We start from the raw sequence: 22,929 nt of genomic DNA, 5'->3' as shown, positions 1-22,929 counted from the left end.
CGGCTGAGGGTGGTGCTGATAACAGCTGGCGCCGTGATCGTTGATCGGCAATATGGACATGAGGAATCCTGGATAGATGGCCCTATTCCGCCGCTTTGGGGGCGCTTAACGCTTTACTGTAATAGCCAGATGGATCGAAACAGCAGACTCGCCGCTTACCAGAAGCCAGCATGTCGCATGCATCACTGATTCGTTTCGCTCGCGTTTTCGCCTGTTTGGCTGACGTGATCCAATGGATCCAGTCCAGACGCGCGATGGTGGTTGTCTCGTCCCAGACGACACGCGCCTGAGGGGCCGCTGCCAGGGCCTCTTCCAGGTCAGAAGGGACCTCAGGCTCTGGCTCCTCCGCCACCGACATGATCTTAAACGTGGCAGTGTCACCGATGTTTGCGTCTATGGCGTCGAGTAGTTCCTGGGTTACCCGCAGCCAATGGCTGAGTTGACCGTCCGGCTCAAGGGTGGCTCGGAAGTCATGATCGTTGATAGTGCCCTCTACCGTCGTTCTTCCTCGCCTTGGAAGCTTTTCGCTCGCGCTTTTGGGCAGAATCACGAAAGCCCATGGTGTATCGCTGGCCGGCTTGGCCGGGCGAAGCAACTCAGCCTTGAACTCTGAGCTTGTATCGTTTGTTGCCATTACGAATCGCCCCAAAAATGTGGGTTAATTGAGGCGAGATGGGAAACATCTTGGCCACTAGGTAGCATAGCTCAGGCCGGACATGTGTCGGCATGATCGGACGGGTTGAAAAAGCACACCCGGTTCGTCTCGGATTTTTTGGCTTTATACATTGCCCGATCCGCAGCTTCCAGCAGAGCGACAGGAGCGGATGCGTCCTGGGGGTAGAACGTTATTCCAATGCTGACGGAAATCTGAACAAGGTGTTGGCCAATGTTGAAGGGCATCGAGATGGCATTAATAATATTCTGAGCCACAATCCCAGCACCATTCCGCTGTCCAGCACCGGTGAGAATGACGGTGAATTCATCGCCACCCAGACGGGCAACCGTATCGGCCTCACGGACACAATCAGTGATACGGTCTGCCACCTCGGACAGCAAGCGATCCCCTACTTCATGACCAAACGAATCGTTGACCGCCTTGAAACCATCAAGATCCATGAACAGTACGGCAAGAGAAAGAGTACTGCGCTTTGCATGCTTGACCTCCTGTTCCAGGCGATCCAGAAAAAGACGTCGATTCGGTAGCCCGGTCAGAAGGTCATGGTGGGCGTTGTACCAGATTTTATCCTCGGCAATCGCTCGTTCAGTAATATCCCGAGATATGCACACAGCCGCTTCGGTTCTTAGATTTTCGTCCAGCACTGGCGCAAGCAGATATTCGAACTGCTCACCCTGTTCAGAAGAAAAAACGTGGGCGAACTTTCCACGAAAAGTCGACTGATCAGAAATTACCTTATCCAGATTTCGCTGAAAGTCCGTGGCGAACGAAAACCCGAGATCAAAGGCTGTTTTTCCGATGATAGTCTCGTATTTCATAGCAAAAAGATCGGCAGTAGCCTTGTTTGCGTAAACAATTCTGCCGTCGAGATCGAGCACGTAAATAGGGTCTGGAGACGCAACCAAAATAGCCCCGAACAGCCGGGTTTCCATTTCTTTTACGGTCGCATACTGTTCCAGCGATTCAGCGACCGCCTGGTCTATTGCTTCATGGAACCTGGTGAGGCTTTCAAGCTGTTTCTCAGCCGTGGTTGGATGGGCTTTGGTCCAATGAGACACCACGCTCGCACGCAGGGCCCGAAACTCGGATACCGTCTCAATGACGCTGAAGCCACTGGTCTGTCGATCGCCACCGTGCACTTCCGCCCAGGACTCCGCACCATCTGTCGGCTCATCCGCCTGCCGACGGCCTTTCGAGCTGGCAGCCAGCTCGGATTCACTTTGGTGTGAATCGAGATCATCGGCAATCTCCAGAAGCATGTCCCTGGCGTGGTTGCGCAGCCCAGCCTTGTCCATATGCCTGGCACTAAATATACCTTTGGCAAATTCCTCCCAGTCCTGAAGAATGTGCTCTATTTCCGCCCGAATAAAATCCGACAATTGCATATCCATCTGCATGACGCTCCTTACAACAAGGGCAGAAATAACCAAAACAGGGATCTATTTTACACGACTTTTGCTCACCACCTCAGTCATAACCTTGTCCCTGGTGTAAATCTTACTTCGGATATTTGAACTTGTTAGCCCCCGAATAATTATTCGGCGTCTGACTTTTCTTATAAACCAAGCATCTTCATATCATCAACATTACTTCACAGTGGGGCACACTACAGTACAAGCCCAGAGAAACCGAAGGCCTTGTCAGAAAAGTATCTGCGCCTGGCCATGCGGCGTCTAACATCAGCCGCCTTGGCTTCATGACTGTTCTCAAGCAGATTGGTCTGCCGCAGCGAAATGCGCAATCTGGTCCGCATGCGCCTTCACGAAACACGGCCGAGCCGTGGCGCGCATGACATAGCCACGACAGGCCGGGTAGCCCGCCAAGCCATCGAGCCGGTCGACAAGGCGCAGCACATCCGCCATGGCGATGTCGGCGATGGAAAAGCTGCCGGCCAGCCATTCTTTTTCCGCCAAGACTGTCTCCATGTGCTGAAGCCGGGATGCCAGGAAACTGTTCAGGCTTTTCCGAGCAGGTGTCTCTTCGGTATCGCCTGTGAACTTGAAGACGGACCAGGGCAGGGTCGCCATCTCGACGGAGTTGAGCGCCGCGAAAAGCCATACGATAGGGTAATCCGGCCTCTTCCATCGCCCAGCTCAGGCGTAAATCGCGGACAAACCCCGTGGCGTTTCGGGAACCCAATCGAAGGTGGTCAGGATCATTTCAGTCATTCAGCTTCCCCTCTTGAGGACGACATGGGTAACCCGATCGCTAGTCACCCTCTCCACACATTGATAGCCGAGGGCGCGCATGTCGATGCCGGTGAACAAGTGCTCCCCAGCACCGAGCAGCACCGGCGTGATGGCAAGATGGAGTTCATCCACCAGCTGCGCTTGAAGGTACTGTTGAATCGTAGCCACGCCGCCGCCGAGGCGCACATCCTTGCCGTTGGCGGCTTCACGGGCGCGCCCCAGGGCCACATGGATGCCTTCCGTGACGAAGTGGAATGTGGTACCGCCTGCCATCTCGATGGGATCGCGAGCATGCTGCGTCAGCACGAAGACAGGCGTGTGAAACGGAGGGTTATCCCCCCACCACCCTTTCCAGCTGTCGTCCCGCCAGGGGCCGCGAACCGGACCGAACATGTTACGGCCCATGACCCACGCCCCGATGTTCTCGAAGCCGCGGGCCACGAAGGCGTCGTCTACACCGGTTTCGCCGCCTCCCTCGCCCAGAACGCTTCGCCGGAACGTCTCGGTCCGGAACATCCAGTCATGGATCTCCAGGCCACCGATGCCAGTCGGGTTCTCCAGGCTCCGCTCAGGGCCGGCGGCAAACCCATCGAGCGACAGGCTGAAGCAGGATACGTGCAGCTGACTCATCGTGACCTCCAGGAAGCGCGCAACACATGATCAGTCGTCGAACGACCCTTGAGGGTTTCGACATATCGGCTACGCCGCTCCCCTGTCAGTCCGCAACGATCTGGTCTCGCCCATTCTGCTTGGCAAGGTAGAGCAGCTGATCCGCCTTCTCGATCAGCCGCTTTCCGATGCAGGCGACATCGTGAGCATAGCGGTTCTGCATCTGGTTTTTCATGCGTCGGCGCGCTTCTCTGTCGTTAAGCGCCCCCGAGCCGTCTCTTGGGCTCCGGTAGCAGGCAAGAGCCTGCCGGCACTGCCTAGGCCAAACAGGGGCATGCCGCTGTAGACGGCCTCGTATTCACCGGCCCTCACCTGATACGTCTCGTGCCAGATTCCTACGTCGCCGCGGCTTTTTCCCACTGAATCATTGAAAGCCTTCCATGCCGGAAGATGCATGCTGTCTTTACTGCGCGCATAGGCTTCAAGATGGTCGAATGATTTCCAATACTGAACCATGAGCTTCGTACCCGAAATATAACCCAGCATCCCGAGCTCTGGATTTTGTTCAAGCTCCTTTATCATTCTTGACATGGCAGAGAATACTGGCCACCACTTATGTATCTTCCATGGCTTGTTTATTTTCATGCCAATCAAGAATACGACGAAATCCCCCTCAATTTTCGCCATCATCCGCTCACTGTATAGCTTGTTCATTCTGGCACTCCACGCAACCTGGTGGATTCGTTTTCTGGAGGGACTTTGTAGATTAGTCTGCCGCAGCGAAATGCGCTATCTGGTGGGCGTGCGCCTAGATAAAGGGTGGAAACGCCCCGAGCCAATGAACTGGCCCGGGGCGTATGCGTATTACCAACGTGGCGCCTATCAGGCTTACAGCGCTACCCCCGCCCTTGCGGCGCGGTGAGCGTGCAGCTTCTTGTAGCTTTCGATCAGGCGCTGGTGCTTCTCCAGGCCTTCCAGCGCCATGCTGGTGGGTGTGAGGCCGTGGAAGCGAACCTCGCCCATCACCGAGCCGACCACGGTCGCCATGGTCTCTTCGCCGAACATACGCTGAAGGTTGTGGAGGAAGTCGCCCAGTTCCAGCTCGTCGTCGAGGAGAATCTCCAGCACCGCATTCACCGCACGGTAGAAGAGCCCGCGCTCCACGGTGTTGTCGTTGTACTGCAGGAACATCTCGACCCGCTCCAGCGCTTCTTCATGCTGCTGCAGGGCCAGGTTGATCAACAGTTTCAGCTCGAGGACGGTGAGCTGCCCCCAGTCGGTGTTCTCGTCGAACTCGATGCCGATCAGGGTGATGATGTCCATGTGGTCGTCGAGCTGGCTCTCTTCCAGCCGTTCCAGCAGGTCGGCCAGCTGCTCGTCCTTCAAGGCGTGGAGGTTGAGGATGTCCTCGCGGTAGTCCAGGGCCATGTTGGTGTTGTCCCAGATCAGGTCGTCCACCGGGTACACCTCGGAGTAGCCCGGCACCAGGATCCGGCACACCGGCGCGCCCAGGTCCTCGTGCACGGCCATGTACACTTCCTTGCCCATCTCTTCCAGGATACCGAACAGGGTGGCCGCTTCCTCCTCGTTGCTGCCGGAGAAGCCCCAATCGCAGAACTCGTACTCCGACCTGGCACTGAAGAAGCGCCAGGAAAGCAGCCCCGAGGAGTCGATGAAGTGCTCGACGAAGTTGTTCGGCTCGGTCACGGCCATGGTATTGAAAGTCGGCGGCATGAAATCGTTCAGGCCCTCGAAGCTACGGCCTTGCAGCAGCTCGGTGAGGCTGCGCTCCAGCGCCACCTCGAAGCTGGGGTGCGCACCGAAGGAGGCGAAGACGCCGCCGGTGCGCGGGTTCATCAGGGTCACGCACATGACAGGGAACTGGCCGCCCAGGGAGGCGTCCTTGACCAGCACCGGGAAGCCCTGTGCCTCCAGTGCCTGGATGCCTTCGAGTATGGCGGGATACCTGGCCAGCACCTGCTGGGGGACGTCGGGCAGGGCGATCTCCTCCTCGATGATCTGCTTCTTCACCGCCCGCTCGAAGATCTCCGAGAGGCACTGCACCTGCGCCTCCTGCAGCGTGTTGCCGGCACTCATGCCGTTGCTGAGGTAGAGATTCTCGATCAGGTTCGAGGGGAAGTAGACCGTCTCGCCATCCGATCGACGCACGAAGGGCAAGGCGACGATGCCGCGCTCTACCTTGCCGGAGTTGGTGTCGATCAGGTTAGAGCCGCCCAGCTCGCCCTCCGGATTGTAGATCGCGAGGCAATAGTCATCGAGGATGCCTTCGGGCAGCTCGTCGTTCGGCCCGGGCTGGAACCACTTCTCGTTCGGGTAGTGAACGAACTCGCTGTTCGCGATCTCTTCACCGAAGAACTGGTCGTTGTAGAAGAAGTTGCAGCTCAGGCGTTCGATGAACTCGCCAAGCGCCGAACAGAGTGCGCTCTCCTTGGTGGCGCCCTTGCCGTTGGTGAAGCACATGGGGGATGCGGCATCGCGGATGTGCAGCGACCACACGTGGGGCACGATGTTGCGCCAGGAGGCGATCTCGATCTTCATGCCCAGGTCCGCCAGCATGGCCGACATGTTGGCGATGGTCTGCTCCAGCGGCAGGTCCTTGCCCTCGATCCAGGTGTAGGCAGCCTCGTCGGGCTTGGCCATCAACAGGGCCTGGGCGTCCTCGTCCAGGTTCTCCACCGTCTCGATCTGGAACTCGGGGCCGGTCTGCACCACCTTCTTGACGGTGCAGCGGTCGATGGAGCGCAGGATGCCTTCGCGGTCCTTCTCGGAGATGTCTTCCGGCAGCTCGACCTGGATCTTGAAGATCTGGTTGTAGCGGTTCTCGGGGTCGACGATGTTGTTCTGCGAGAGCCGGATGTTCTCGGTGGGGATGTCGCGCGCCAGGCAGTAGACCCGAACGAAGTAGGCCGCGCACAGCGCCGAGGACGCCAGGAAGTAATCAAAGGGGCTTGGCGCCGAGCCGTCGCCCTTGTAGCGAATGGGCTGGTCGGTGATGACGGTGAAATCGTCAAACTTGGCTTCAAGCCTGAGATTTTCGAGAAAATTGACTTTGATTTCCATGACTGGCTACCGGTGTGAAAGTGTCGCTGGCGCAGGCCGAGGCGCGCAGTCTACCACACGGGCCCGGCCCTTTCGGCAACCGACCGCGCGTCAAGGTGACACTCCGTTTTGGCCCGAACACGCCATGTCACGGCTACCCCTCCTGCATGACCGATTCAAAGGCCTTGGTATCCTTATCGCTGAAGAAGCACAGGGTCACGTCCAGCTCGTGGCGTGGCAACTCTTCGGCCAGCACGTCGAGCACCACCCGCGCCGCTTCGTCGAACGGATAGCCATAAACGCCGGTGGAAATCGCAGGGAAGGCAATGCTGCGACAGCCGTGCTTGTCGGCCAGCGCCAGGGCGTTACGGTAGCAGTTGGCCAGCAGGTGCGACTTGTCCTTGGTCTTGGCGTAGACCGGGCCCACGGTGTGGATCACGTAGCGTGCCGGCAGATTGAAGCCGTCGGTCAGTGCGACCTCGCCGTCCGGCAGCCCGTCGGGCCAGTCGGTGTCGCGCAGGCGCTGGCAGGCCTGCTTGAGCTCGGGGCCGGCGGCGCGGTGAATGGCGCCGTCTACGCCCCCGCCGCCCATCAGCGAGTGGTTGGCGGCGTTAACGATGGCATCCACCTCAAGCTGGGTGATGTCACCGGTGATCACGCTGACCCGGCGTGCGAACAGGTCCTTGGCCATCGTTCCTCCTGGGCGTTGCCTGAAGAATGCCTGAACTCATCCCTGAGCGTAGCAGCCGCGAAATGGCCGGGACCGGGTCTTTTGACACTCTCGCTTATGGCCCGCCGACACGGGTGATCTCTTCGACCACCGCCATTGCAGCGGCTTCGTTGTGATGATACTTGACGCATACGGCGTAGCCGCTGGCGGCACCCAGGCGCGCGGTGGCCGCACCGATGCCACGGCTGCCGCCGGTAATCACCAGAACCTTTTTCAATGTGCCCCCTATAACCTACCCATCAAAACCAGAATGAGCAGGATTACCAACACCAGCCCGAGCCCCCCGCTGGGGCCGTATCCCCATCCCCTGCTGTGGGGCCAGGCAGGTATCACGCCAATCAGAAGCAGAATCACAATTATCAGTAGAATTGTTCCTATTGACATGTCATCTCTCCCAGCAGTGAGTGGGGACCGTATTTCTTCCGGCATGTTTGGCCGAGTCCTTTATTGACACTAGACCATAGGAAGACGGTCGTCTTTACGCCTGTGCCGTAAATGACCCATGGACCCCAACTTTTGAGATAATTGTCCTTGGCGCGACTGGAAGCGGTGTAGTACTGGGTCTTCATGTGCATTCAGGTACTGATCGCGTTGGTGAAGGTTAGCCGGTTGCCGAACGGATCGGCTATCGTCATGTCCTGGCTCCCCCACGGCATCCCCTGCAGCCTCGGCTTGGCGTACATGTAACCAGCGGCATGCAGTTGGCGATGAAACGCCTCGAGCTCATCGGTCTCGATCCGCAGCGCCGCACCCGGGCAGCAGTCGCCGTGATGCTCGGAGAGATGCAGCATGCAGCCATCCTTGGAGACCTGCATGTACAGGGGCATGCCTTCTGCGAAGCGATGTTCCCAATCCACCTGGAAGCCCAGGAAGCCTATATAGAACTCCCGGGCCTTCGCTTCATCGAAGATCCGCAGTATCGGTGTTGTCTTGCCGAAGCCCATCTTAGTGATTCCTATTCAACGACAATGCCGCCATCATTCAACTTTAGATCAGCCTGAGGCTGGCTACCTCCTCAGGTTTCGCATGGGGGCTGCTGGACGCCTTGATTAGAACCAATTCACCACCATCAGGATGAAGACGGCCGGATACCCCACGATGGCGGGCATCATGGTCAGGACCATGCCAAGCGCACGACCCTCGGCACCCCGCCGATAGCCGCGCAGGAACAGTACGCGTCCGACCACGAAGAATGCCACGCTGACGGGAATCAGCGAGAGCCACGCCCCCGCAACCAGAGTGGCGAAGGCAAAGTAGAACCCAACGGCCAATACCGCTTGCTCCAGGGTGTTCTGGAGGAAGGCCACGTAAATGGCGAGCCTTTCGCTCGGTGGGCCAGCGGCAGAACCACCGATATCCTCCGGTGAGAACCGGCGGAAGGAAGACACCATACCGACGGCAACGAGCACGCAGAACAGCACCACGGCGCTGGCACGGGCGGCAAAGGCCAGGCGCTCGGCAAGATCGACGGGAAAGCCAATGAACGCAGGTAACGACAGGTAGGCCACGCCCGCCGCTGCAACAAAAAGCACAAAGCCGAGCGTTCCCGCAAAGCGGATCTTGCGCTCGGCTCGCTGCATATCGACCTGATCCGGTGGTGTCTTGTAGCCTTGGGTCATCCTTGGTCTCCCATGACACGGGTCTCGTGGCAATGTGGCCATCCACCAGGAAATGGTAACTCTGCCTGGCCACGGCCCCCTGCAGTCGTCATGCTGGCATTGACTGTTGCCAGAGAACACGCCACACGCACTCAGGGAATGCGACGACATGCCCAATGACACGGCCTCCTCAGGCCGCCAGCTTCGCCTGGTCTATGACGGCGAATGCCCGATGTGCCGCCATTACGTGCGCAGGCAACGCATTCGCCAGGAAGTCGGCGAACTCGAGCTGATCGATGCCAGGCAGGACAAAGAAGCACGCCAGGAACTCAGCGCCATGGGCATCGACCTGGATCAGGGCTTCGCCCTCCAGATCGGCGAGCGCTGGTACCACGGCAGCGAAGCCCTGCATCGCCTTACCCTGCTCGGCACCCGTAGCGGCGTGTTCAACCGGCTGACGTACCGGCTGTTTGCCAGCCAAAGGCGCACGGCAAGGCTCTATCCGCTTCTGAAAGCGTGCCGGAATAGGATGCTGAGGGCGCTGGGGAAAACGCCTATCGGAAACCACTATCAGGATTAACCGGTATGTCAAAGTGCAGGACATCTTCGCGCGTGCCTAGCTTGGTGTATAAGGCAATTGCCGGCTCATCCTCAACGTTCGTGTCAGCCTGAACGAATATCGTATAGGCGCCACGTTGAGCGGCTATCTCTTTCAACTTCCCGATCAATGCTGTAGCGATGCCTTCTCGACGATGCCCGGAACGAACAGCGAGATCGTATATATAAATCTCGCTGCGCTCTTGCTCAAATTTTTTCAGCTCGTAGGCGGCGAGCCCCCCGACGACATCGCCATTTTTCAATGCAGCTAGCGCAATAAAAGTATCGCCGGACAATAGATCCTGCAAGTATGCCGCACCAGGTCGATTCCCGGTGTAGGTCTCCGGCTCATCGAAAACTTCCCCAAACATTGTCAACAGGGCATCGAGAAGCGGAATATCATCTGGGGCAAGGTGGTGAATATTTCCATGCATCTTTCACTTCCTCCCTACTTCATCCTATAGCATGCCATATCATCAATCCGGCTTCCGCGGACGAGCCATCGGCTTATCTCAGCCTCTCCAACCGGCCTTTACGCCGAGTTATATTCTTGTAGTCCCACTGAATTTCCTTTGCCTTTTCCAGCCACCGCTGCAGCTCAGCCTTGTTGATCTCTGAGACGTCATTATAGAAAACGGATGCATCCTTGAATTTCTTTCCTACTACATTCAGCCCGGGCTCCTCAAAATCTGCCCCACTCCAGAACATCAATCGTATGCCTGGTTTTTGCTTGCTATATCCGACCGTGGGGTTGCCTTCCAAAAACCAGACTGGATGGGCATGCCATATCTTGTTTTCAGCGTCAGGCAGGCATCGGTCGATTTCCTGGGCAAGCATATCGCAAACTTCCTTGTGACGATGCTCTTGCTGCGCATTGTACTTCAGCGTCTCGGGATTCATAGTCTGTCTCCGGCTGCCTAACCACTCTGTCACGAAAGCCATACTCAGCTTGCAACAGCGCCGCTTGCAACCCGTGTCAGTCATCCTGCGCCTTGTCCAGCGAGCACCTTGCTCTTGCCGTCGGCGAGCTGTGCCGGCATTCCCTGTGGTTGCGATGGGCGGGTTCTGCACCGTGCTTACCGCCGCCGAGGCGCTACGCTTCTCATAGAGCAGATGACAAGAACGTATCGAGAATCACTGGTTCTCAAATACTAGTCGCTCCACTAGGCTGATGACCAACGCCATTCACTCCCTGCCACAGGCAGCGACACAGGAGAGCTCCATGAGCCAACGTATTCTAATGGTCCTTACCTCCCACGACCGCCTCGGCGATACCGGCGAGCCCACCGGCTTCTGGCTGGAAGAGCTGGCGGCACCCTACTATGCCTGTCTGGACGCCGGCGCCGAGGTGGTGCTTGCCTCCCCCAAGGGCGGCCAACCGCCGCTGGACCCCAAGAGCGATGCCGAGGAGAGCCAGACCGACGCAACCCTTCGTTTCAAGAAGGATACAAAGGCGCAGCAAGCACTGGCCAACACCCACCGCTTGAGCGAGGTCAGTGCCGATGATTTCGACGCCATCTTCTACCCCGGCGGCCATGGCCCGCTATGGGATCTGGTTGACGATGCGGACTCCATCCGCCTGATCGAAACCTTCTGGGCGCAGAAGAAGCCGGTGGCTGCCGTTTGCCACGCCCCTATCGTGCTCATCCATGCCCGCGACACCGAGGGGCAACCGATCATTCGCGGCCGCCAGGTCACCGGCTTCACCAACGAAGAAGAGGACGCAGTGGGCCTCACAGAGGTCGTGCCGCATCTGGTGGAGAACGCGCTCAAGGAAGGTGGAGCCCACTACTCTAAGGCCGACGTCTTCACTCCGTACACCCGTCGAGACGGCCAGTTGATCACCGGCCAGAACCCACCCTCCTCCGAGCCGGTCGCAAAGGTACTGCTGGAGGCACTCGGCCAGTAGGTGTCAGCGATCTACGAACTAAAGGACTACCGGCCTCCAGCAGGCCGGTAGTGAGAGTCTCACCCGAGAGAGTTGTTCTGGTATTTATCCAGTTCTTGTCTTTCTACAAGACACTCATACGAGCCCACTTCGAACTCTCGGCAAATCCAGGGACGTTGTTCGTAAATCGTGCACATGAAGGTCTCGCGATCCAGGGCCGAGCACCAGCCATCCTCCAGGCGTCGCATGGTTTCACCGCCCCACTCATCGTAGGCAATATGCTTTTCGGGCACCCCCGTATCTGTAATTATCATGACTTCCAACCGACAGCAGCAAGCCTGACAATTTGAGCAACTGACCTCTGGTGCGGATGTTTCTTTAAAAAATACAGTCATCTATCGGCACTACCCGCTAAATTTCGCAACGATACCCCAATTCGACAAGCCCGGCCACGGTACCGACAACTGCTACGCACACGCCACATCAATTTCATTCAATACCGCCTCCATGTCTCCGCGGCACACTTCGGCCATTGCCAGCCAGGAGAATGACGATGAGCCTAGCCATGATTCTGCCGATGTCGGCGTTTGCCCTTGCGGCGTCCATTTCACCGGGGCCGGTGAATCTGGTATGCCTGAGCAGCGGCACGCGCTACCCCCTCTCTCAGGGCCTGGTGTTCGTGACCGGGGCGACGCTGGGGTTTATCGTGCTGTTCATCGCCGTGGGGCTGGGGCTCTATTCGCTGCTGGCGGTGGTGCCGGGCTTGACCGAGGCGCTACGCTGGGCCGGTGTGGGGTTTCTACTCTACCTGAGCTGGCGGCTGTTTCGTGACGATGGCCGCCTGCCGGATGGGGATGCCCACCGGGCGCCGGGCTTCATGGCAGGAGCGCTGATGCAATGGCTCAACCCCAAGGCGTGGCTGGCATCCGCGTCGGGCATCGGCGCCTATACCAGCGGCGACCTTCACCAGGTGATGCTCTTCGCCGCGCTCTACTTGCCGATCTGCTGGCTATCGCTGGGCAGTTGGGTCTATGCCGGGGCCTTCCTGCGCCGCCACGTTCACCGGCCGGCCGTGCTGGTGGCGGTGAACCGCACGCTGGCGATGCTGCTGGCCGGCAGTTGCCTGTTCCTACTTTTCGAGTGAGAGCTGCTTTTCGAGTGAGGGTTGCCGGTACTGGTTGGGCGTGGCGGCCACCAGACGCTTGAAGGTGCGCTGGAAGTGCGGTTGGTCGGAGAAGCCGGCGTTCAGGGCCGCTTCGGCAATCGGTGTACCGCTCTTCAGTTCGCGCTGGCCCAGTTGGATACGGCGATTGATCAGATAGGCATGGGGCGTGAAGCCGAAGTGCTGCTTGAAGGCGCGAATCAGATGGCCGGCGCTGTAACCGCTACGCTCGCACAGATCGTCCAGCGATATTTCCTCGGCCGCGTGCTCGTCCAGGTAGGTTGCCAACGTCCTGAGAGTGGCCGGCGCCTGGGCAGCCGTCTGAGTGGGCTGGCCGTCAAGTTCGTGCATCAAGGCGGAGAGGTATTCGACCACGACCGTCTGCTTGTCGAGCAGGTCGCGGTTCGGGTCCAGCAGGCAAGCCGCCATTTGACAGTAGCCGGCATACCACTGGTGCTCGCGAATTACGGCGGTGGCAATATCCTGCCAGCGCCGTGCCTCCAATAGCCCCGCCTGATGGCGCAGATCGCTCAGCCAAGCGGTATCCACGTACAGCATCAGGTAGCCCCAGGGCCGGTCATCGATGGCGCTGCAGGCATGCACCCAGTTGGGGTTCATCATCACCAGGGTGCCGGCACTCACGTGATAGCGCTCCTCCCGATAGCGAAAGGTGCTCTCCCCCACGGTTATGGCGCCCAGCGACCAATGAACGTGACTGTGCGGTGCGTAGCAGACCTTGCGCCCGTCATCGACCTTGCGCAGCTCCACGTGGGGCATGCGCGCATCGCGCCAGAACAGGGGCTTGGTATGAGACGTCATGGTCGATTCGCTCCGAGAAAGGCAGTCGCTGCGATCAGCAGATGGACTAGGCTTGGTGTAATGATGGCAGCATCAGCCTGATTTTACATGGCAATGGCTCACTGCTACGCCAAGGCAAGGGAGTGTATTTTTCCTCGATAGGCGAAACGCGTAAGCTGACCCGACTAATGACCGAGAACCAACGTAGCCTTGCCTGCATAGGCATAGACAGGAGATTCTGGCAGGCATGCTAGAGACCAAGTCACCTCCACCTCGGGCGCAGCCTTCCCTGAAGCGCCCTCACCGTCTCGCCCTGGCGACGCTGGCCCCGCGCACCTTCGCCTTCTGTCATACCTTCGGGCTCACTGTATGGATCGCTCTAGCTGAGGGCAGCGGCTGGTCGCTGATGCTGCCGGGCCTGATCCTGCTCTTGTGGCCGGCGGTGGCGTACGGCCATGCTTCTTTGGCGCAGGACTCGAAGCGCGCCGAGTTCAGGAACCTCTATTTCGACAGCCTGCTGTTTGGCGTCTGGTGCGGCGTGCTGGATTATTACCTCTGGGCCACGCTGTTCATCGCCCTTGCCTGCTTCATGAATAACATGGTCGTTGGCGGCCCACGCCGGATGGCCATCTCGGCTGCCCTGTTCACCGCCGGCGCCCTGGGCTGGGGTGCTTTGACGGGATTTCATTTTCGGCCGTATGTCAGCATCGGACTGGACATCTACCAGGTTGCCGGTGCCGTGGTCTACTTCCTCGCGATTGCCCACGTGATGTATGGCCAGAACCGCAAGATCGGACGCAGCATCATTGAAATCAAATACAAGAACCGGGTCTTTCACGCCCTGCTCGACCTCGGTGTCGTCGCCAACCGCGCCTCCAACATCAATACCCTGCTGGATGACTCCTTGAAGCATCTGCATGCCGATTTCCCGGAATATGGCTTTGCCGTATTCCTCCAGGAGCGGCAGCGCCCCGAGGTGACACGCTATGCGGCGGTTGCCGGGCTTCGTCTTGGACCCGAGGATGAACGCCGCTTGGGCAGCCTGCTGGGCGCGGTGCATGAGCATCATGAAGGCGCCATCAGGCTCAGCGAAACATCCGATGTGGAGCAGTTGTACGCCACTTCCATGGCGGGGCGCCTCAGCCTTTACGACGGCTGGCTGGTGGTACGTGCGCCCAAGCTGGACGGTGCCCTGGAACGAATGCTGACCCTGTTCGTCGACCAGCTGGCGGCTGCCACTGAAAACAAGCTGCTTCACCTGGCACTGCAGAAAACGGCGGAGCGAGACGGGCTGACCGGGCTTTACAACCGCGGCTTCTTCGAGTCGGCACTGCAGCAAAGTATCCAGGGCAAGGCACAGCCACCGGGCCTGGATTTTGCCGTGCTGATGATGGATGTCGACGGACTCAAGGAAGTGAACGACCGGCACGGGCACGTGGTGGGCGACCAGCTCATCTTCACGGTCGCCGAGCGCCTGATGATGCAGTGCCGGGAAGACGACATCCTTGCGCGCTATGGCGGTGACGAATTCGTCATTCTCTTTCCTTCCGCCGACCTGTCGGCACCGACACGCATGGCCGAACTGATAAGGACACATCTGGAAGGACAGCGCTGCGCTCTCACTTCCGCCCACGGCGAGCGAGTGGAGGTGACGCTTCGCTTGAGCCTGGGATGCGCCAGCTCGAGCGAAACGCCCGCCCAGGAGGTGCTGACCCTGGCGGATAACCGCATGTACGACGACAAGACTCAGCGCCGCAAGAGCAGGGTTCCTGGCTGAGACGATGGCGTCGGGTACCTTTTACCTAGACGATCAGCGCCCAGGCATTCGCCGCAAGACTCTTCAAACGCGTGATATGTGGGTTTGGCGTGCGTGAGCCGGCAATGCCGAAAGCTCTGGAAATTGCAGAAGCCGCGCAGCCCTCAGGCGCGCACGCCAACGGTCAGGTAGTAGGTATTCTCGACAATGGCCGTGCCGTCGGAAGCGCGGTTGTAGCGCTCGAATACCTGGTTCAGGTCCTGCCGCAGGGCCTCCTTGTCGCTCTTCTCGGAAGCACGAATAGCCGGGCCGAAATAGGCCAGGAACAGGCCCACGGCATGGTCCACGGAGCGGTAGTACTGCCAGGCTGTACGCTTCTCACTCTGGATTGAGCGCGTGTCTTGCCCGAGCAATTCCTCCAGCCCATTATCGGTCCCCCAGCGCAACGGCGGATTGAGCCCCGGGGGCGGTGGCATGTGCTTGGCGTTGGTGGCAAAAAAATCGCCGCTCCAGCCTTCTGGGATGGGCGTCGCCAGACCGATCCTGCCGCCCGGCCGCAACACGCGCAGCATCTCCTGTGCCGCCCTCTCCTGGTCGGGTGCGAACTGCACGCCGTAGATCGAAAGCACCACGTCGAAGCTATCATCGGGGTACGGCAGGGCCTGTGCATCCCCCACGTCGAACTCGACCTCGAGATCGTCGGCCTTGGCACGCTGTCTGGCGCGTTCGATCAACTCAGGTACGTAGTCGATCCCGGTCACCTCGCAGTATCGCCGCGCGGCCACCAGCGCCGCCGTGCCGCTACCGCAAGCGATGTCCAGCACCCGTTCGCCAGGGTGAGGGTCCACGACGTCGCAAAGGGCTTCGGCCATGCAGACGTTCTGTCGGGCGATCTGGTGAAAATCGCCAGTCGCCCACGTGCCCTGCTGTACCGCGGTTATGGTCTCGTAATCAATCGAGTCGCTCATCTCGCTCCACCCCGGGGGCCTTCACCCTGTGCCTTTAATGCCGGTGCCCCCTAGTCTAGCAGTCAGTGTTGGCGTCGGCTTTCCGGGGGTTGTGGAGAGCGTCAGAACTCGCTCCATTCCTCTTCCACCGTTGATTGCTGGCGGGAACCCGACGGCTTGGGGTCAGCCAGCCGAGCGAGCTGAGGTTGGCCAGGTTTTTCCTTCGCCTTGCCGCCTTGCTGTTCCCCCAGGGCGTTGGCCTGGTGTGCGAACCGCGCCGCTGTTGGAGCGGCTTTCTCGTCAACGCGGAAGGTGGCAATCAGGCCGGTCAGCCTCTTGGCCTGCTCTTCAAGAGAGGCGGCGGCGGCACTGGTCTGCTGCACCAGGGAGGCATTCTGCTGAGTCACCGAGTCCATCTCGGTCAGTGCGCTATTGATCTGTTCGATGCCGCTGTTCTGTTCCTGCGTGGCGGTGGAGATTTCGCCCATCAAGGTGGTGACCTGGCGTATGGAGTCAACGGTCTCGTTGATCGTCTGGCCACTGCGCTCGGCCTGCTCGGCGCCGCTGGCGATCCGCGTCGTGGTCTCCTCGATCAAGGCGCGGATCTCCTTGGCCGATTCCGCACTGCGGCTGGCCAGCGAGCGAACTTCGCTGGCCACCACGGCGAAGCCGCGGCCCTGCTCTCCTGCCCGGGCCGCCTCGACCGAGGCGTTGAGTGCCAGGATGTTGGTCTGGAAGGCGATGGAATCGATGACCCCGATGATGTCGTCGATGCGCCGCGCACTCTCGGCGATCTCGCGCATCAGTGTCACGGTGCGCTCCACCTCCTGGCCCCCGGCCTCGGCCGTCTTGGAGGCCGTGGCGGAAAGTCGGTCGGCCTCGAGGGAGGTCTCGGTGTTCTTGCTGACGGTGGCGGCCATCTCCTCCATGCTGGAGGCGGTTTCCTGCAGCGCCGCGGCCTGCTCTTCGGTCCGCGACGAGAGATCCTGGCTGCCCGAGGCGATTTCGCCTGCGCCGATGAACACGCTGTCGCTGCTGCTGCGCAGAGAGAACACCAGCGTCTTGAGCTTCTCCTGCATGCGCCCCAGGGCACTGTAGAGCTGACCGATTTCATTGCGGCCGCGATCCTCGATACGCGCGGTCAGATCGCCGTCGGCAATCCGTTCGAAGTGGTCGATGGCTTTCCGCAGTGGCGTCACCACCACACGCATCATCGCGAAACGAATGAGGATCGCCGCGCCGAGTGCCAGCACCAGCAGGCCAATGGCAATCATCATCACGCTCTGGTCCAGTCTTTCGACACGGGCGATGGCGGCATCGCCACGCTGCTCGCTGTAGGCGATGAAGCGTTCCATGGCGGCATCGAGCTCCGCCCCCAGTTCGGCCAGGTCGTCCTGCCGACGCTGCACCAGGAAGGGTGCGGCGTCCAGCAAGGGGACCAGACCTTCGGTGACGAACGCTTCGTAGGCTTCGGTGATGGCCTCGACATAGGGTGCCCGGGGATCTGCCGCGTGGATCGGCACCTGCTGGAACTCGGCAAAGCGCTGCTGTGCATCTCCCACGGCTACCACCGCCATCTCCTGGTTTTCACGCCCCTTGTCGGGGTTGCCCTGGGCGCTGTGGCTGGCAAAGCGATCAAGAAAGGTCTGCGCTCGCAGCACGTTCACCTGGGTGCGGTTGGCCAGGTTCGAGAGCTTGACGTTGGTCTCCGCCAGGTCATGCAGCGCCGCTTCGCTCGTGGCGTTGGAGTAGAACCCCAGGCCGCTGATCAGGCCGATCATCAGTACCAGTGCCGCCAGTGCTGCCGTCAGGCTCCACTTGATGGATAGATGTTTCATTGACTGCCCCCATGCGCTAGCAGCGCCCCGCCAGGACGCCTGTTACTTTTCTATCGGCACGGATGGCAAATAATTGAGGGGGCGAGAACACGCGAGGCGCCGTTTTGTATCATCGCCGGGATGATATCGGGCACCCCCTCCTGGGTGATGTTTACCTCCGTACCCACAGAGACCGCCTTGCCATCCTGCGTTAGAATGGACGGTTTTCCGTATCAGAGAACCATCATGCAAGCCTCCCTCGAGCAACGCGCGCTCAAGATTTCCATTTTCATGACCCTGCTGGTTTCAGCCATGGGGGTGACCTTCGGCCTGCTGGCCGGGTCGCAGTCGATCCTGTTTGATGGCGTCTTCTCGACTATCGATGCGGCGATGTCGGCACTGGCCCTGGTGGTCGCCCGACTGGCCATGCGCGAGGCCAGCCAGCGCTTCCAGCACGGCTACTGGCACCTGGAGCCGCTGGTCGCCGCACTCAACGGCAGCATCCTGATGCTGCTGTGCTTCTATGCCTTTCTCAACGCCGCTCAGGGCGTAATGGAGGGAGGCCGCGAACTCGCCTTCGACGTCGCCATCGTCTATGCCGTGGTGGTGGCCATCGCCTGTTTCGTGATGTACGGCTATCAGCGACGCATCAACCGCCGTGCGGATTCGGAGTTCGTGAGAATCGACATGCAGGGTTGGCTGATGGCGGCACTGATCACCACCTCGCTGCTGGTGGCCTTCACCATCGCGCTGGGGCTAGAGCGAACGGCGTACGCCCACCTCACGCCCTACGTGGACTCGATGCTGCTGATGGTACTCACCGTCTGCTTCATACCGGTGCCCATCGGCATCGTGCGTCGCGCCTTCAAGGAGATCTTCCTGATCGCCCCCAGCCATATCGATCGTGAAGTGCACGCGGCCATGGAGCCGGTCATGCAGCGCGAGGGCCTACTGCAGTATTTCAGCCATGTGGCCAAGGCCGGCCGCGGCCACTACATCGAGATCCATATCGTCACCGCTCCCGATTTCGCCAGCGACCGCGGCGTTGCCATGCTCGACGACATTCGCGAACAGATCGCCGCCGGGCTCAGCATTCCCCCCGAGCGGCGCTGGTTCACCGTGGCGTTCACCGCCGACCCGCGCTGGGCGTAGGCTGTCTCTGCGCGTCGGCGCTACAGACACAGCCAGGCTGGGGATTCCGCCCATAGCCCTGGAATGGCTATGCTGAACCTAGAATCGGTCCTGACAGGAGTCATAATGGAAAAAGAAAAGGAAGAGGAAAAGGAAGAGGAAGAGGAAGAGGAATTCAGGGAGCCCCGCAATCTGGCCGAGCTGATCGAAGTGATCGAGGCGATCGAGTCGCCTTCGGGTCGAATCAGCTTCGACGAAGTGCTGGAGGCCGCTGGGCGACGCTCCTTCGGCCCCCTGCTGCTGCTGGCAGGCGTGGTGACCTTGATGCCCATCATCAGTGGCATTCCGGGTGTGCCTTCGCTGATGGGCCTTTTCACTCTGCTGGTCTGCGTACAACTGCTCATCGGGCGTCGCACCTTCTGGCTGCCAGGCTGGCTGCGCAACCGGACATTAGCTAGCGACAAGGTCCGCAAGGGGCTGAAATGGATGCACAAGCCGGCACGCCTCGTCGACCGCATGCTGTATCGTCGCCTCTCCTTCATGGTGGGCAAGTCGAGCATGCAGTTGATCGCGGTGGTCTGTTTGCTGCTCGCCCTGGCCATGCCGCCGATGGAATTCGTGCCCTTCACCGTAAACATAGCGGGGGTGGCGCTCACGCTTTTCGGGCTCGCACTGATTGCCCGAGATGGCCTGTTGGCACTCATTGCCTTCCTGATCTCCGGAACGACCCTGGCAGGAATCATTCATTATCTGATGTAGCTTTCTTTGTCCAACGACCTTCCTTTGTCCAACGACCTTTCTCTGTCTGACTGCCGATCTCTATCTGACTCACTTTCACTGCCTGGCGGAACCTCATATTTCTGGCGAAACTTGAGTTATCCAGCCCAGCTTTCTTTATCAGCATAGGGGTAGGCGCTCGATATGATTCACTTGAAGCAAGTCCAGCAGGCAAGGGCCTCCATTGCTCCGATGCTATCTCCCACGCCCTTGCTGCTCGACCACGCCCTGTCCGACCGCTTCGGTCGACGCGTCTTGCTCAAGGGTGAACTCTTCCAGCGCACCGGCTCCTTCAAGGCGCGTGGCGGGCTCTACTGGGTGCGCACGGCATCTCGGGCCGAGCTAGCTGGTGGCCTGGGTGCCGTCTCCGCCGGCAACCACGCGCTGGGCCTGGCCTGGGCAGCCCGCAAGGCGGGTGTCCCGGTCACCATCGTGATGCCCGAGAACGCCAGTCGCTTCAAGGTAACGGGCAGCCGCGAGCTGGGGGCCGAGGTGATCCTGCATGGCGACATCAACGCGGCCTGGACGCTGATGCATCAGCTGGTCGAGGAGCGCGGGCTGACGCTTGTGCACCCCTACGACAACGAGCGCATCATCGCCGGTCAGGGCACGGTCGGGTTGGAGATTCTCGAACAGGCGCCCAAGGCATCGGTCATAGTCTGCCCCGTTGGCGGCGGCGGACTGATTTCGGGAATCGGGGTCGTCACGGCGGCAATGCGCCCTGAACTCGCGCTGGTCGGGGTCGAGCCGAGCGGGGCTGCCAGCATGGCCCATGCCTGGGCGAGCGGCGCACCGGCCCCGCTGTCACAGGTGGCCACCTGCGCCAAGAGCCTGGCCGCCGCCGTGGTCGGCGATTACACCTACCCGCTGTGCCTGGCCAATACCCAGGAGCTGGCAAGCGTAGGGGAACGTGCCATCCGCCGCGCCATGACACACCTGATCTATCAGACCAAGCTGCTGGCCGAGCCCGGCGCCGCGGTGGGTGTTGCCGCCCTACTCGAGAACGCAGTGGAACTGCCGCCCCGCGGGGATATCGTGGTGGTGATCACCGGAGGCAATATGAGCGGCGAGGAGCTGAGCGAGTTTCTTTAAGCTCAGCCCAGGATGAAGTAGACGCAGGCGGCGGTAAGCCCACCCATCACGCCATTGAATATGCGCCACGCCCGCGGCGTGTGCAGCCAGCGGCCGATGGCCGTGCCGAACCCTGCCCACAGCGCGATGCAGGGAAGCGCCACCAGCTCGGCGAAGCCCGCCAGCATCAAGGCGTTCATGACCGTATCGCCGCCCTGGGGAAGGAAGCCCGCCATCAGTGCCAGACCCATGACCCAGGCCTTGGGGTTGGCGAACTGGAAGGCCGCCGCCTGCCAGAAGCTCAGTGGCCGCCCTTCTCCACGGCGGCGCAGGTCGGGTGGCGGCGCCGTGGCGATCTTCCAGGCCAGATAGAGCAGGTAGCCGCTGCCCACGATACGCAGGATCGTCTGGACCAGCGGGTAGCGCTCGAAGACCAGCCCCAGCCCCAGGGCGATACCGGCGAAGAGCAGGAAACAGCCCCCCAGAATGCCGAAGATATGCGGCAGGGTGCGCATGAAGCCGTAGTTGGCCCCCGAGGCCGTCAGCATGACGTTGTTCGGCCCAGGGGTGATGGTCATGGAAATCATGTAGAGGGCCGCCGGCCCCAGTAACGCCAAAGCTTCCATTATTGTATCCCTACAATTTTGCCTCGATTGGTTGGATTTGCGCGCACTTCCCAGCATAATGGGCACAATTTTGGCGTCAAAGGTTTTATTGTCACCATGACAATATGGCACCCCACCATCACGACCCAGGGGCCCCGCTACCGTGGCATCGCCGATGCCATTGCCCGGGCGATACAGGCCGGTGAACTGGCGCCGGGCCAGCGCCTGCCACCCCAGCGGCGGCTGGCCGACTCGCTCGGCGTCACCGTGGGAACGGTGACCCGCGGCTATGCCGAGGCCGAACGCCAGGGCTGGGTCACCGCTCGGATAGGCAGTGGCACCTATGTGCGCAATGGCGACACCTCGCCAATGACACCCTTGCGGCACAGCCACCCCATGGATGCCGGCACGATCGACCTCAGCCTCAGCCTGCCGCCGCCGCACCCGCTGCGTGCCGCCGCCCTGGGCAGGGCGCTGGAAGGCATCGCCATGGACGACGACGTGCTTCAGCGCGCCGTGGCGTTCCAGTCCGAGCGCGGCATCCCTGCCCACCGCGAGCAGCTGGCAGCCTGGATGACAAACCTGGGCATGCCTGTCGAAGCCGAACAGCTGCTGATCACCCAGGGCGGGCAGCACGGCATCAGCCTGGCACTGCAGGCCCTGACGCGACCGGGCGAACGCATCGCCGCCGATGTGCTTACCTACCCGGGACTCATCGATGCCGCCCAGCAGTCGCACCTCAAGGTGATGGGGGTACCCATGGACGACGAAGGCATGGACATGGACGCCCTGGCCCGGCTCTGCGCCCAACAGCCGCCCCGACTGATCTATCTGACGCCGGACCAGAACAATCCCACCGGCACGGTACTCAGCCAGAATCGCCGCGAGCGCCTGGTCGAGCTGGCCCGCCGGCATGATGTCCTGATCCTGGAGGACGGCGTTCAATACCTGCCGGAGCAGGAGCGCGGTACGCCGCTGCATCGGCTGGCACCGGAACGAACCCTGTTCATCTTCAGTACCGCCAAGGTGCTGGCCGGCGGGCTACGCATCGGGACCCTGCTGGCCCCGCCCGCACTACGCGAGCGCCTCGCCGCGGCACTGCGTGCCCAGAGCTGGATGGTGCCCTCGTTGATGGTCGAGGCCGTGTGTCGCTGGGTGGCGAGCGAGGATGACAGAACACTGCTTGCCTGGCAGACGCGGGAACTGGGAGAGCGTCAGCGCCTGGCCCGGGAGAAACTGGCCGGCTTCGCCCTCGGCGGCCGCCCGCATGGCGCCAACCTGTGGCTACCGCTGCCGGAAGGGCTGCGCAGCGCAGTGCTCCAGGAGGCACTGGCACGACGCGACGTGCTGGTCACCAGCGCCGAACCCTTCTGCGTCGGCAGCGAGCCCGCTCCCCAGGCGCTGCGCCTGTGTCTCAGTGCCGCCCCATCACGGGAGGCACTGGCCAAGGCGCTGGATATCCTGGTGGAACTGCTGCACGAGCCCCCTGCCGCGCCTTGGCGCACGGTATGACGTCCC

At 60.6% G+C, this 22,929-nt stretch carries 27 protein-coding genes; 8 read left to right on the top strand and 19 right to left on the bottom strand.

Annotated features, from left to right (window positions below; genetic code table 11):
* Window positions 1-82 precede the first annotated feature (82 nt).
* The 12 genes from LY622_RS15335 to LY622_RS15285 all read right to left on the bottom strand — a co-directional run bounded on the left by LY622_RS15335 (window position 83) and on the right by LY622_RS15285 (window position 8,883).
* Window positions 83-634 (bottom strand): YdeI/OmpD-associated family protein, encoded by a 552-nt coding sequence (locus LY622_RS15335; RefSeq protein ID WP_234291705.1) that lies wholly within the window; start codon window positions 632-634, stop codon window positions 83-85.
* Window positions 635-705: 71 nt separating this feature from the next.
* A complete protein-coding gene (locus LY622_RS15330) occupies window positions 706-2,073 on the bottom strand; it encodes a diguanylate cyclase domain-containing protein (RefSeq protein ID WP_234291704.1) in 1,368 nt (455 codons plus the stop codon).
* 309 nt (window positions 2,074-2,382) lie between these two features.
* Window positions 2,383-2,703: a glutathione binding-like protein gene (locus LY622_RS15325; RefSeq protein ID WP_234291703.1), complete on the bottom strand. Its 321-nt coding sequence runs from the start codon at window positions 2,701-2,703 to the stop codon at window positions 2,383-2,385.
* 141 nt (window positions 2,704-2,844) lie between these two features.
* On the bottom strand, window positions 2,845-3,495 hold the full coding sequence (locus LY622_RS15320) for a dihydrofolate reductase family protein (RefSeq protein ID WP_234291702.1): 651 nt from the start codon (window positions 3,493-3,495) through the stop codon (window positions 2,845-2,847).
* Between the two features lie 85 nt (window positions 3,496-3,580).
* Entirely contained in the window at window positions 3,581-3,709 is a 129-nt protein-coding gene (locus LY622_RS22495) for a hypothetical protein (RefSeq protein ID WP_255762603.1), read from the bottom strand.
* The gene (locus LY622_RS15315) at window positions 3,706-4,188 is read right to left on the bottom strand and encodes a DUF4188 domain-containing protein (RefSeq protein WP_234291701.1); all 483 of its coding nucleotides are present in this window, start codon (window positions 4,186-4,188) and stop codon (window positions 3,706-3,708) included. Before LY622_RS15315 ends, LY622_RS22495 begins: the two co-directional genes overlap by 4 nt.
* Before the next feature lie 174 nt (window positions 4,189-4,362).
* Window positions 4,363-6,555 carry an OsmC domain/YcaO domain-containing protein gene (locus LY622_RS15310; protein ID WP_234291700.1) on the bottom strand — a complete coding sequence of 731 codons (2,193 nt, stop codon included), beginning with the start codon at window positions 6,553-6,555 and terminating at the stop codon, window positions 4,363-4,365.
* Window positions 6,556-6,688: 133 nt separating this feature from the next.
* Window positions 6,689-7,225: an O-acetyl-ADP-ribose deacetylase gene (locus tag LY622_RS15305; protein WP_234291699.1), complete on the bottom strand. Its 537-nt coding sequence runs from the start codon at window positions 7,223-7,225 to the stop codon at window positions 6,689-6,691.
* Between the two features lie 94 nt (window positions 7,226-7,319).
* The gene (locus LY622_RS15300; RefSeq protein WP_234291698.1) at window positions 7,320-7,481 is read right to left on the bottom strand and encodes an SDR family NAD(P)-dependent oxidoreductase; all 162 of its coding nucleotides are present in this window, start codon (window positions 7,479-7,481) and stop codon (window positions 7,320-7,322) included.
* Window positions 7,482-7,489: 8 nt separating this feature from the next.
* The gene (locus LY622_RS15295; protein WP_234291697.1) at window positions 7,490-7,648 is read right to left on the bottom strand and encodes a DUF3309 family protein; all 159 of its coding nucleotides are present in this window, start codon (window positions 7,646-7,648) and stop codon (window positions 7,490-7,492) included.
* 191 nt (window positions 7,649-7,839) lie between these two features.
* Window positions 7,840-8,208 carry a glyoxalase superfamily protein gene (locus LY622_RS15290; RefSeq protein WP_234291696.1) on the bottom strand — a complete coding sequence of 123 codons (369 nt, stop codon included), beginning with the start codon at window positions 8,206-8,208 and terminating at the stop codon, window positions 7,840-7,842.
* Window positions 8,209-8,313: 105 nt separating this feature from the next.
* Complete coding sequence (locus LY622_RS15285) at window positions 8,314-8,883, bottom strand: hypothetical protein (protein WP_234291695.1); 570 nt, start codon at window positions 8,881-8,883, stop codon at window positions 8,314-8,316.
* Between the two features lie 148 nt (window positions 8,884-9,031).
* On the opposite strand from LY622_RS15285, the gene LY622_RS15280 reads away from it, so the two are divergent.
* Window positions 9,032-9,442, top strand: coding sequence for a DCC1-like thiol-disulfide oxidoreductase family protein (locus tag LY622_RS15280; protein ID WP_234291694.1), 411 nt, complete (start codon window positions 9,032-9,034; stop codon window positions 9,440-9,442).
* Here the strand turns inward: LY622_RS15280 and LY622_RS15275 are convergent.
* The gene (locus tag LY622_RS15275; protein ID WP_234291693.1) at window positions 9,417-9,893 is read right to left on the bottom strand and encodes an AAC(3)-I family aminoglycoside N-acetyltransferase; all 477 of its coding nucleotides are present in this window, start codon (window positions 9,891-9,893) and stop codon (window positions 9,417-9,419) included. The genes LY622_RS15280 and LY622_RS15275 overlap by 26 nt on opposite strands.
* A 73-nt stretch (window positions 9,894-9,966) precedes the next feature.
* Entirely contained in the window at window positions 9,967-10,359 is a 393-nt protein-coding gene (locus tag LY622_RS15270) for a DUF1801 domain-containing protein (protein WP_234291692.1), read from the bottom strand.
* A gap of 322 nt (window positions 10,360-10,681) precedes the next feature.
* Here LY622_RS15270 and LY622_RS15265 point away from each other — a divergent pair, with 322 nt between their 5' ends.
* On the top strand, window positions 10,682-11,368 hold the full coding sequence (locus tag LY622_RS15265) for a type 1 glutamine amidotransferase domain-containing protein (RefSeq protein ID WP_234291691.1): 687 nt from the start codon (window positions 10,682-10,684) through the stop codon (window positions 11,366-11,368).
* A gap of 59 nt (window positions 11,369-11,427) precedes the next feature.
* Here LY622_RS15265 and LY622_RS15260 read toward each other — a convergent pair whose 3' ends face one another.
* Window positions 11,428-11,742: a YkgJ family cysteine cluster protein gene (locus tag LY622_RS15260; protein WP_255762602.1), complete on the bottom strand. Its 315-nt coding sequence runs from the start codon at window positions 11,740-11,742 to the stop codon at window positions 11,428-11,430.
* 158 nt (window positions 11,743-11,900) lie between these two features.
* On the opposite strand from LY622_RS15260, the gene LY622_RS15255 reads away from it, so the two are divergent.
* Window positions 11,901-12,491, top strand: coding sequence for a LysE family translocator (locus tag LY622_RS15255; protein WP_234291689.1), 591 nt, complete (start codon window positions 11,901-11,903; stop codon window positions 12,489-12,491).
* Here the strand turns inward: LY622_RS15255 and LY622_RS15250 are convergent.
* Window positions 12,477-13,328, bottom strand: a complete 852-nt coding sequence (locus LY622_RS15250) for an AraC family transcriptional regulator (RefSeq protein WP_234291688.1) — start codon at window positions 13,326-13,328, stop codon at window positions 12,477-12,479. The two genes, LY622_RS15255 and LY622_RS15250, sit on opposite strands and share 15 nt — an antisense overlap.
* 226 nt (window positions 13,329-13,554) lie before the next feature.
* Here LY622_RS15250 and LY622_RS15245 point away from each other — a divergent pair, with 226 nt between their 5' ends.
* Window positions 13,555-15,084, top strand: coding sequence for a sensor domain-containing diguanylate cyclase (locus tag LY622_RS15245; protein WP_234291687.1), 1,530 nt, complete (start codon window positions 13,555-13,557; stop codon window positions 15,082-15,084).
* 143 nt (window positions 15,085-15,227) lie between these two features.
* Here LY622_RS15245 and LY622_RS15240 read toward each other — a convergent pair whose 3' ends face one another.
* Window positions 15,228-16,031: a class I SAM-dependent methyltransferase gene (locus tag LY622_RS15240; RefSeq protein ID WP_234291686.1), complete on the bottom strand. Its 804-nt coding sequence runs from the start codon at window positions 16,029-16,031 to the stop codon at window positions 15,228-15,230.
* 101 nt (window positions 16,032-16,132) lie between these two features.
* A complete protein-coding gene (locus LY622_RS15235; RefSeq protein WP_234291685.1) occupies window positions 16,133-17,848 on the bottom strand; it encodes a methyl-accepting chemotaxis protein in 1,716 nt (571 codons plus the stop codon).
* Between the two features lie 225 nt (window positions 17,849-18,073).
* Between LY622_RS15235 and LY622_RS15230 the strand changes: the two genes are divergently transcribed.
* The 3 genes from LY622_RS15230 (at window position 18,074) to LY622_RS15220 (ending at window position 20,827) form a co-directional block, all read left to right on the top strand.
* Entirely contained in the window at window positions 18,074-18,979 is a 906-nt protein-coding gene (locus tag LY622_RS15230) for a cation diffusion facilitator family transporter (protein WP_234291684.1), read from the top strand.
* 105 nt (window positions 18,980-19,084) lie between these two features.
* On the top strand, window positions 19,085-19,717 hold the full coding sequence (locus LY622_RS15225; protein ID WP_234291683.1) for an exopolysaccharide biosynthesis protein: 633 nt from the start codon (window positions 19,085-19,087) through the stop codon (window positions 19,715-19,717).
* 162 nt (window positions 19,718-19,879) lie between these two features.
* On the top strand, window positions 19,880-20,827 hold the full coding sequence (locus tag LY622_RS15220; RefSeq protein WP_234291682.1) for a threonine ammonia-lyase: 948 nt from the start codon (window positions 19,880-19,882) through the stop codon (window positions 20,825-20,827).
* 2 nt (window positions 20,828-20,829) lie between these two features.
* On the opposite strand, the gene LY622_RS15215 is transcribed toward LY622_RS15220, so the two are convergent.
* Window positions 20,830-21,432 carry a LysE family translocator gene (locus LY622_RS15215; protein WP_234279429.1) on the bottom strand — a complete coding sequence of 201 codons (603 nt, stop codon included), beginning with the start codon at window positions 21,430-21,432 and terminating at the stop codon, window positions 20,830-20,832.
* Between the two features lie 96 nt (window positions 21,433-21,528).
* Here LY622_RS15215 and LY622_RS15210 point away from each other — a divergent pair, with 96 nt between their 5' ends.
* The gene (locus LY622_RS15210; RefSeq protein WP_234291681.1) at window positions 21,529-22,923 is read left to right on the top strand and encodes an aminotransferase-like domain-containing protein; all 1,395 of its coding nucleotides are present in this window, start codon (window positions 21,529-21,531) and stop codon (window positions 22,921-22,923) included.
* The last annotated feature ends 6 nt before the right edge of the window (window positions 22,924-22,929 follow it).

The organism is Halomonas alkalisoli, assembly GCF_021412585.1.
Classification (GTDB): domain Bacteria; phylum Pseudomonadota; class Gammaproteobacteria; order Pseudomonadales; family Halomonadaceae; genus Halomonas; species Halomonas alkalisoli.
The sequence above is the reverse complement of the archived record's forward strand: the minus strand, read 5'-3'. Positions and strand labels throughout refer to the sequence as shown.

Coding starts and splice junctions, on each gene's coding strand:
- LY622_RS15250 (WP_234291688.1), bottom strand. CDS start 13,328: ATGACGTCTCATACCAAGCCCCTGTTCTGGCGCGATGCGCGCATGCCC.
- LY622_RS22495 (WP_255762603.1), bottom strand. CDS start 3,709: ATGAAAAACCAGATGCAGAACCGCTATGCTCACGATGTCGCCTGCATC.
- LY622_RS15295 (WP_234291697.1), bottom strand. CDS start 7,648: ATGTCAATAGGAACAATTCTACTGATAATTGTGATTCTGCTTCTGATT.
- LY622_RS15310 (WP_234291700.1), bottom strand. CDS start 6,555: ATGGAAATCAAAGTCAATTTTCTCGAAAATCTCAGGCTTGAAGCCAAG.
- LY622_RS15225 (WP_234291683.1), top strand. CDS start 19,085: ATGGAAAAAGAAAAGGAAGAGGAAAAGGAAGAGGAAGAGGAAGAGGAA.
- LY622_RS15210 (WP_234291681.1), top strand. CDS start 21,529: ATGACAATATGGCACCCCACCATCACGACCCAGGGGCCCCGCTACCGT.
- LY622_RS15230 (WP_234291684.1), top strand. CDS start 18,074: ATGCAAGCCTCCCTCGAGCAACGCGCGCTCAAGATTTCCATTTTCATG.
- LY622_RS15240 (WP_234291686.1), bottom strand. CDS start 16,031: ATGAGCGACTCGATTGATTACGAGACCATAACCGCGGTACAGCAGGGC.
- LY622_RS15270 (WP_234291692.1), bottom strand. CDS start 10,359: ATGAATCCCGAGACGCTGAAGTACAATGCGCAGCAAGAGCATCGTCAC.
- LY622_RS15220 (WP_234291682.1), top strand. CDS start 19,880: ATGATTCACTTGAAGCAAGTCCAGCAGGCAAGGGCCTCCATTGCTCCG.
- LY622_RS15260 (WP_255762602.1), bottom strand. CDS start 11,742: ATGACTGTATTTTTTAAAGAAACATCCGCACCAGAGGTCAGTTGCTCA.
- LY622_RS15335 (WP_234291705.1), bottom strand. CDS start 634: ATGGCAACAAACGATACAAGCTCAGAGTTCAAGGCTGAGTTGCTTCGC.
- LY622_RS15305 (WP_234291699.1), bottom strand. CDS start 7,225: ATGGCCAAGGACCTGTTCGCACGCCGGGTCAGCGTGATCACCGGTGAC.
- LY622_RS15325 (WP_234291703.1), bottom strand. CDS start 2,703: ATGGCGACCCTGCCCTGGTCCGTCTTCAAGTTCACAGGCGATACCGAA.
- LY622_RS15330 (WP_234291704.1), bottom strand. CDS start 2,073: ATGCAGATGGATATGCAATTGTCGGATTTTATTCGGGCGGAAATAGAG.
- LY622_RS15275 (WP_234291693.1), bottom strand. CDS start 9,893: ATGCATGGAAATATTCACCACCTTGCCCCAGATGATATTCCGCTTCTC.
- LY622_RS15245 (WP_234291687.1), top strand. CDS start 13,555: ATGCTAGAGACCAAGTCACCTCCACCTCGGGCGCAGCCTTCCCTGAAG.
- LY622_RS15265 (WP_234291691.1), top strand. CDS start 10,682: ATGAGCCAACGTATTCTAATGGTCCTTACCTCCCACGACCGCCTCGGC.
- LY622_RS15255 (WP_234291689.1), top strand. CDS start 11,901: ATGAGCCTAGCCATGATTCTGCCGATGTCGGCGTTTGCCCTTGCGGCG.
- LY622_RS15235 (WP_234291685.1), bottom strand. CDS start 17,848: ATGAAACATCTATCCATCAAGTGGAGCCTGACGGCAGCACTGGCGGCA.
- LY622_RS15320 (WP_234291702.1), bottom strand. CDS start 3,495: ATGAGTCAGCTGCACGTATCCTGCTTCAGCCTGTCGCTCGATGGGTTT.
- LY622_RS15285 (WP_234291695.1), bottom strand. CDS start 8,883: ATGACCCAAGGCTACAAGACACCACCGGATCAGGTCGATATGCAGCGA.
- LY622_RS15280 (WP_234291694.1), top strand. CDS start 9,032: ATGCCCAATGACACGGCCTCCTCAGGCCGCCAGCTTCGCCTGGTCTAT.
- LY622_RS15215 (WP_234279429.1), bottom strand. CDS start 21,432: ATGGAAGCTTTGGCGTTACTGGGGCCGGCGGCCCTCTACATGATTTCC.
- LY622_RS15315 (WP_234291701.1), bottom strand. CDS start 4,188: ATGAACAAGCTATACAGTGAGCGGATGATGGCGAAAATTGAGGGGGAT.
- LY622_RS15290 (WP_234291696.1), bottom strand. CDS start 8,208: ATGGGCTTCGGCAAGACAACACCGATACTGCGGATCTTCGATGAAGCG.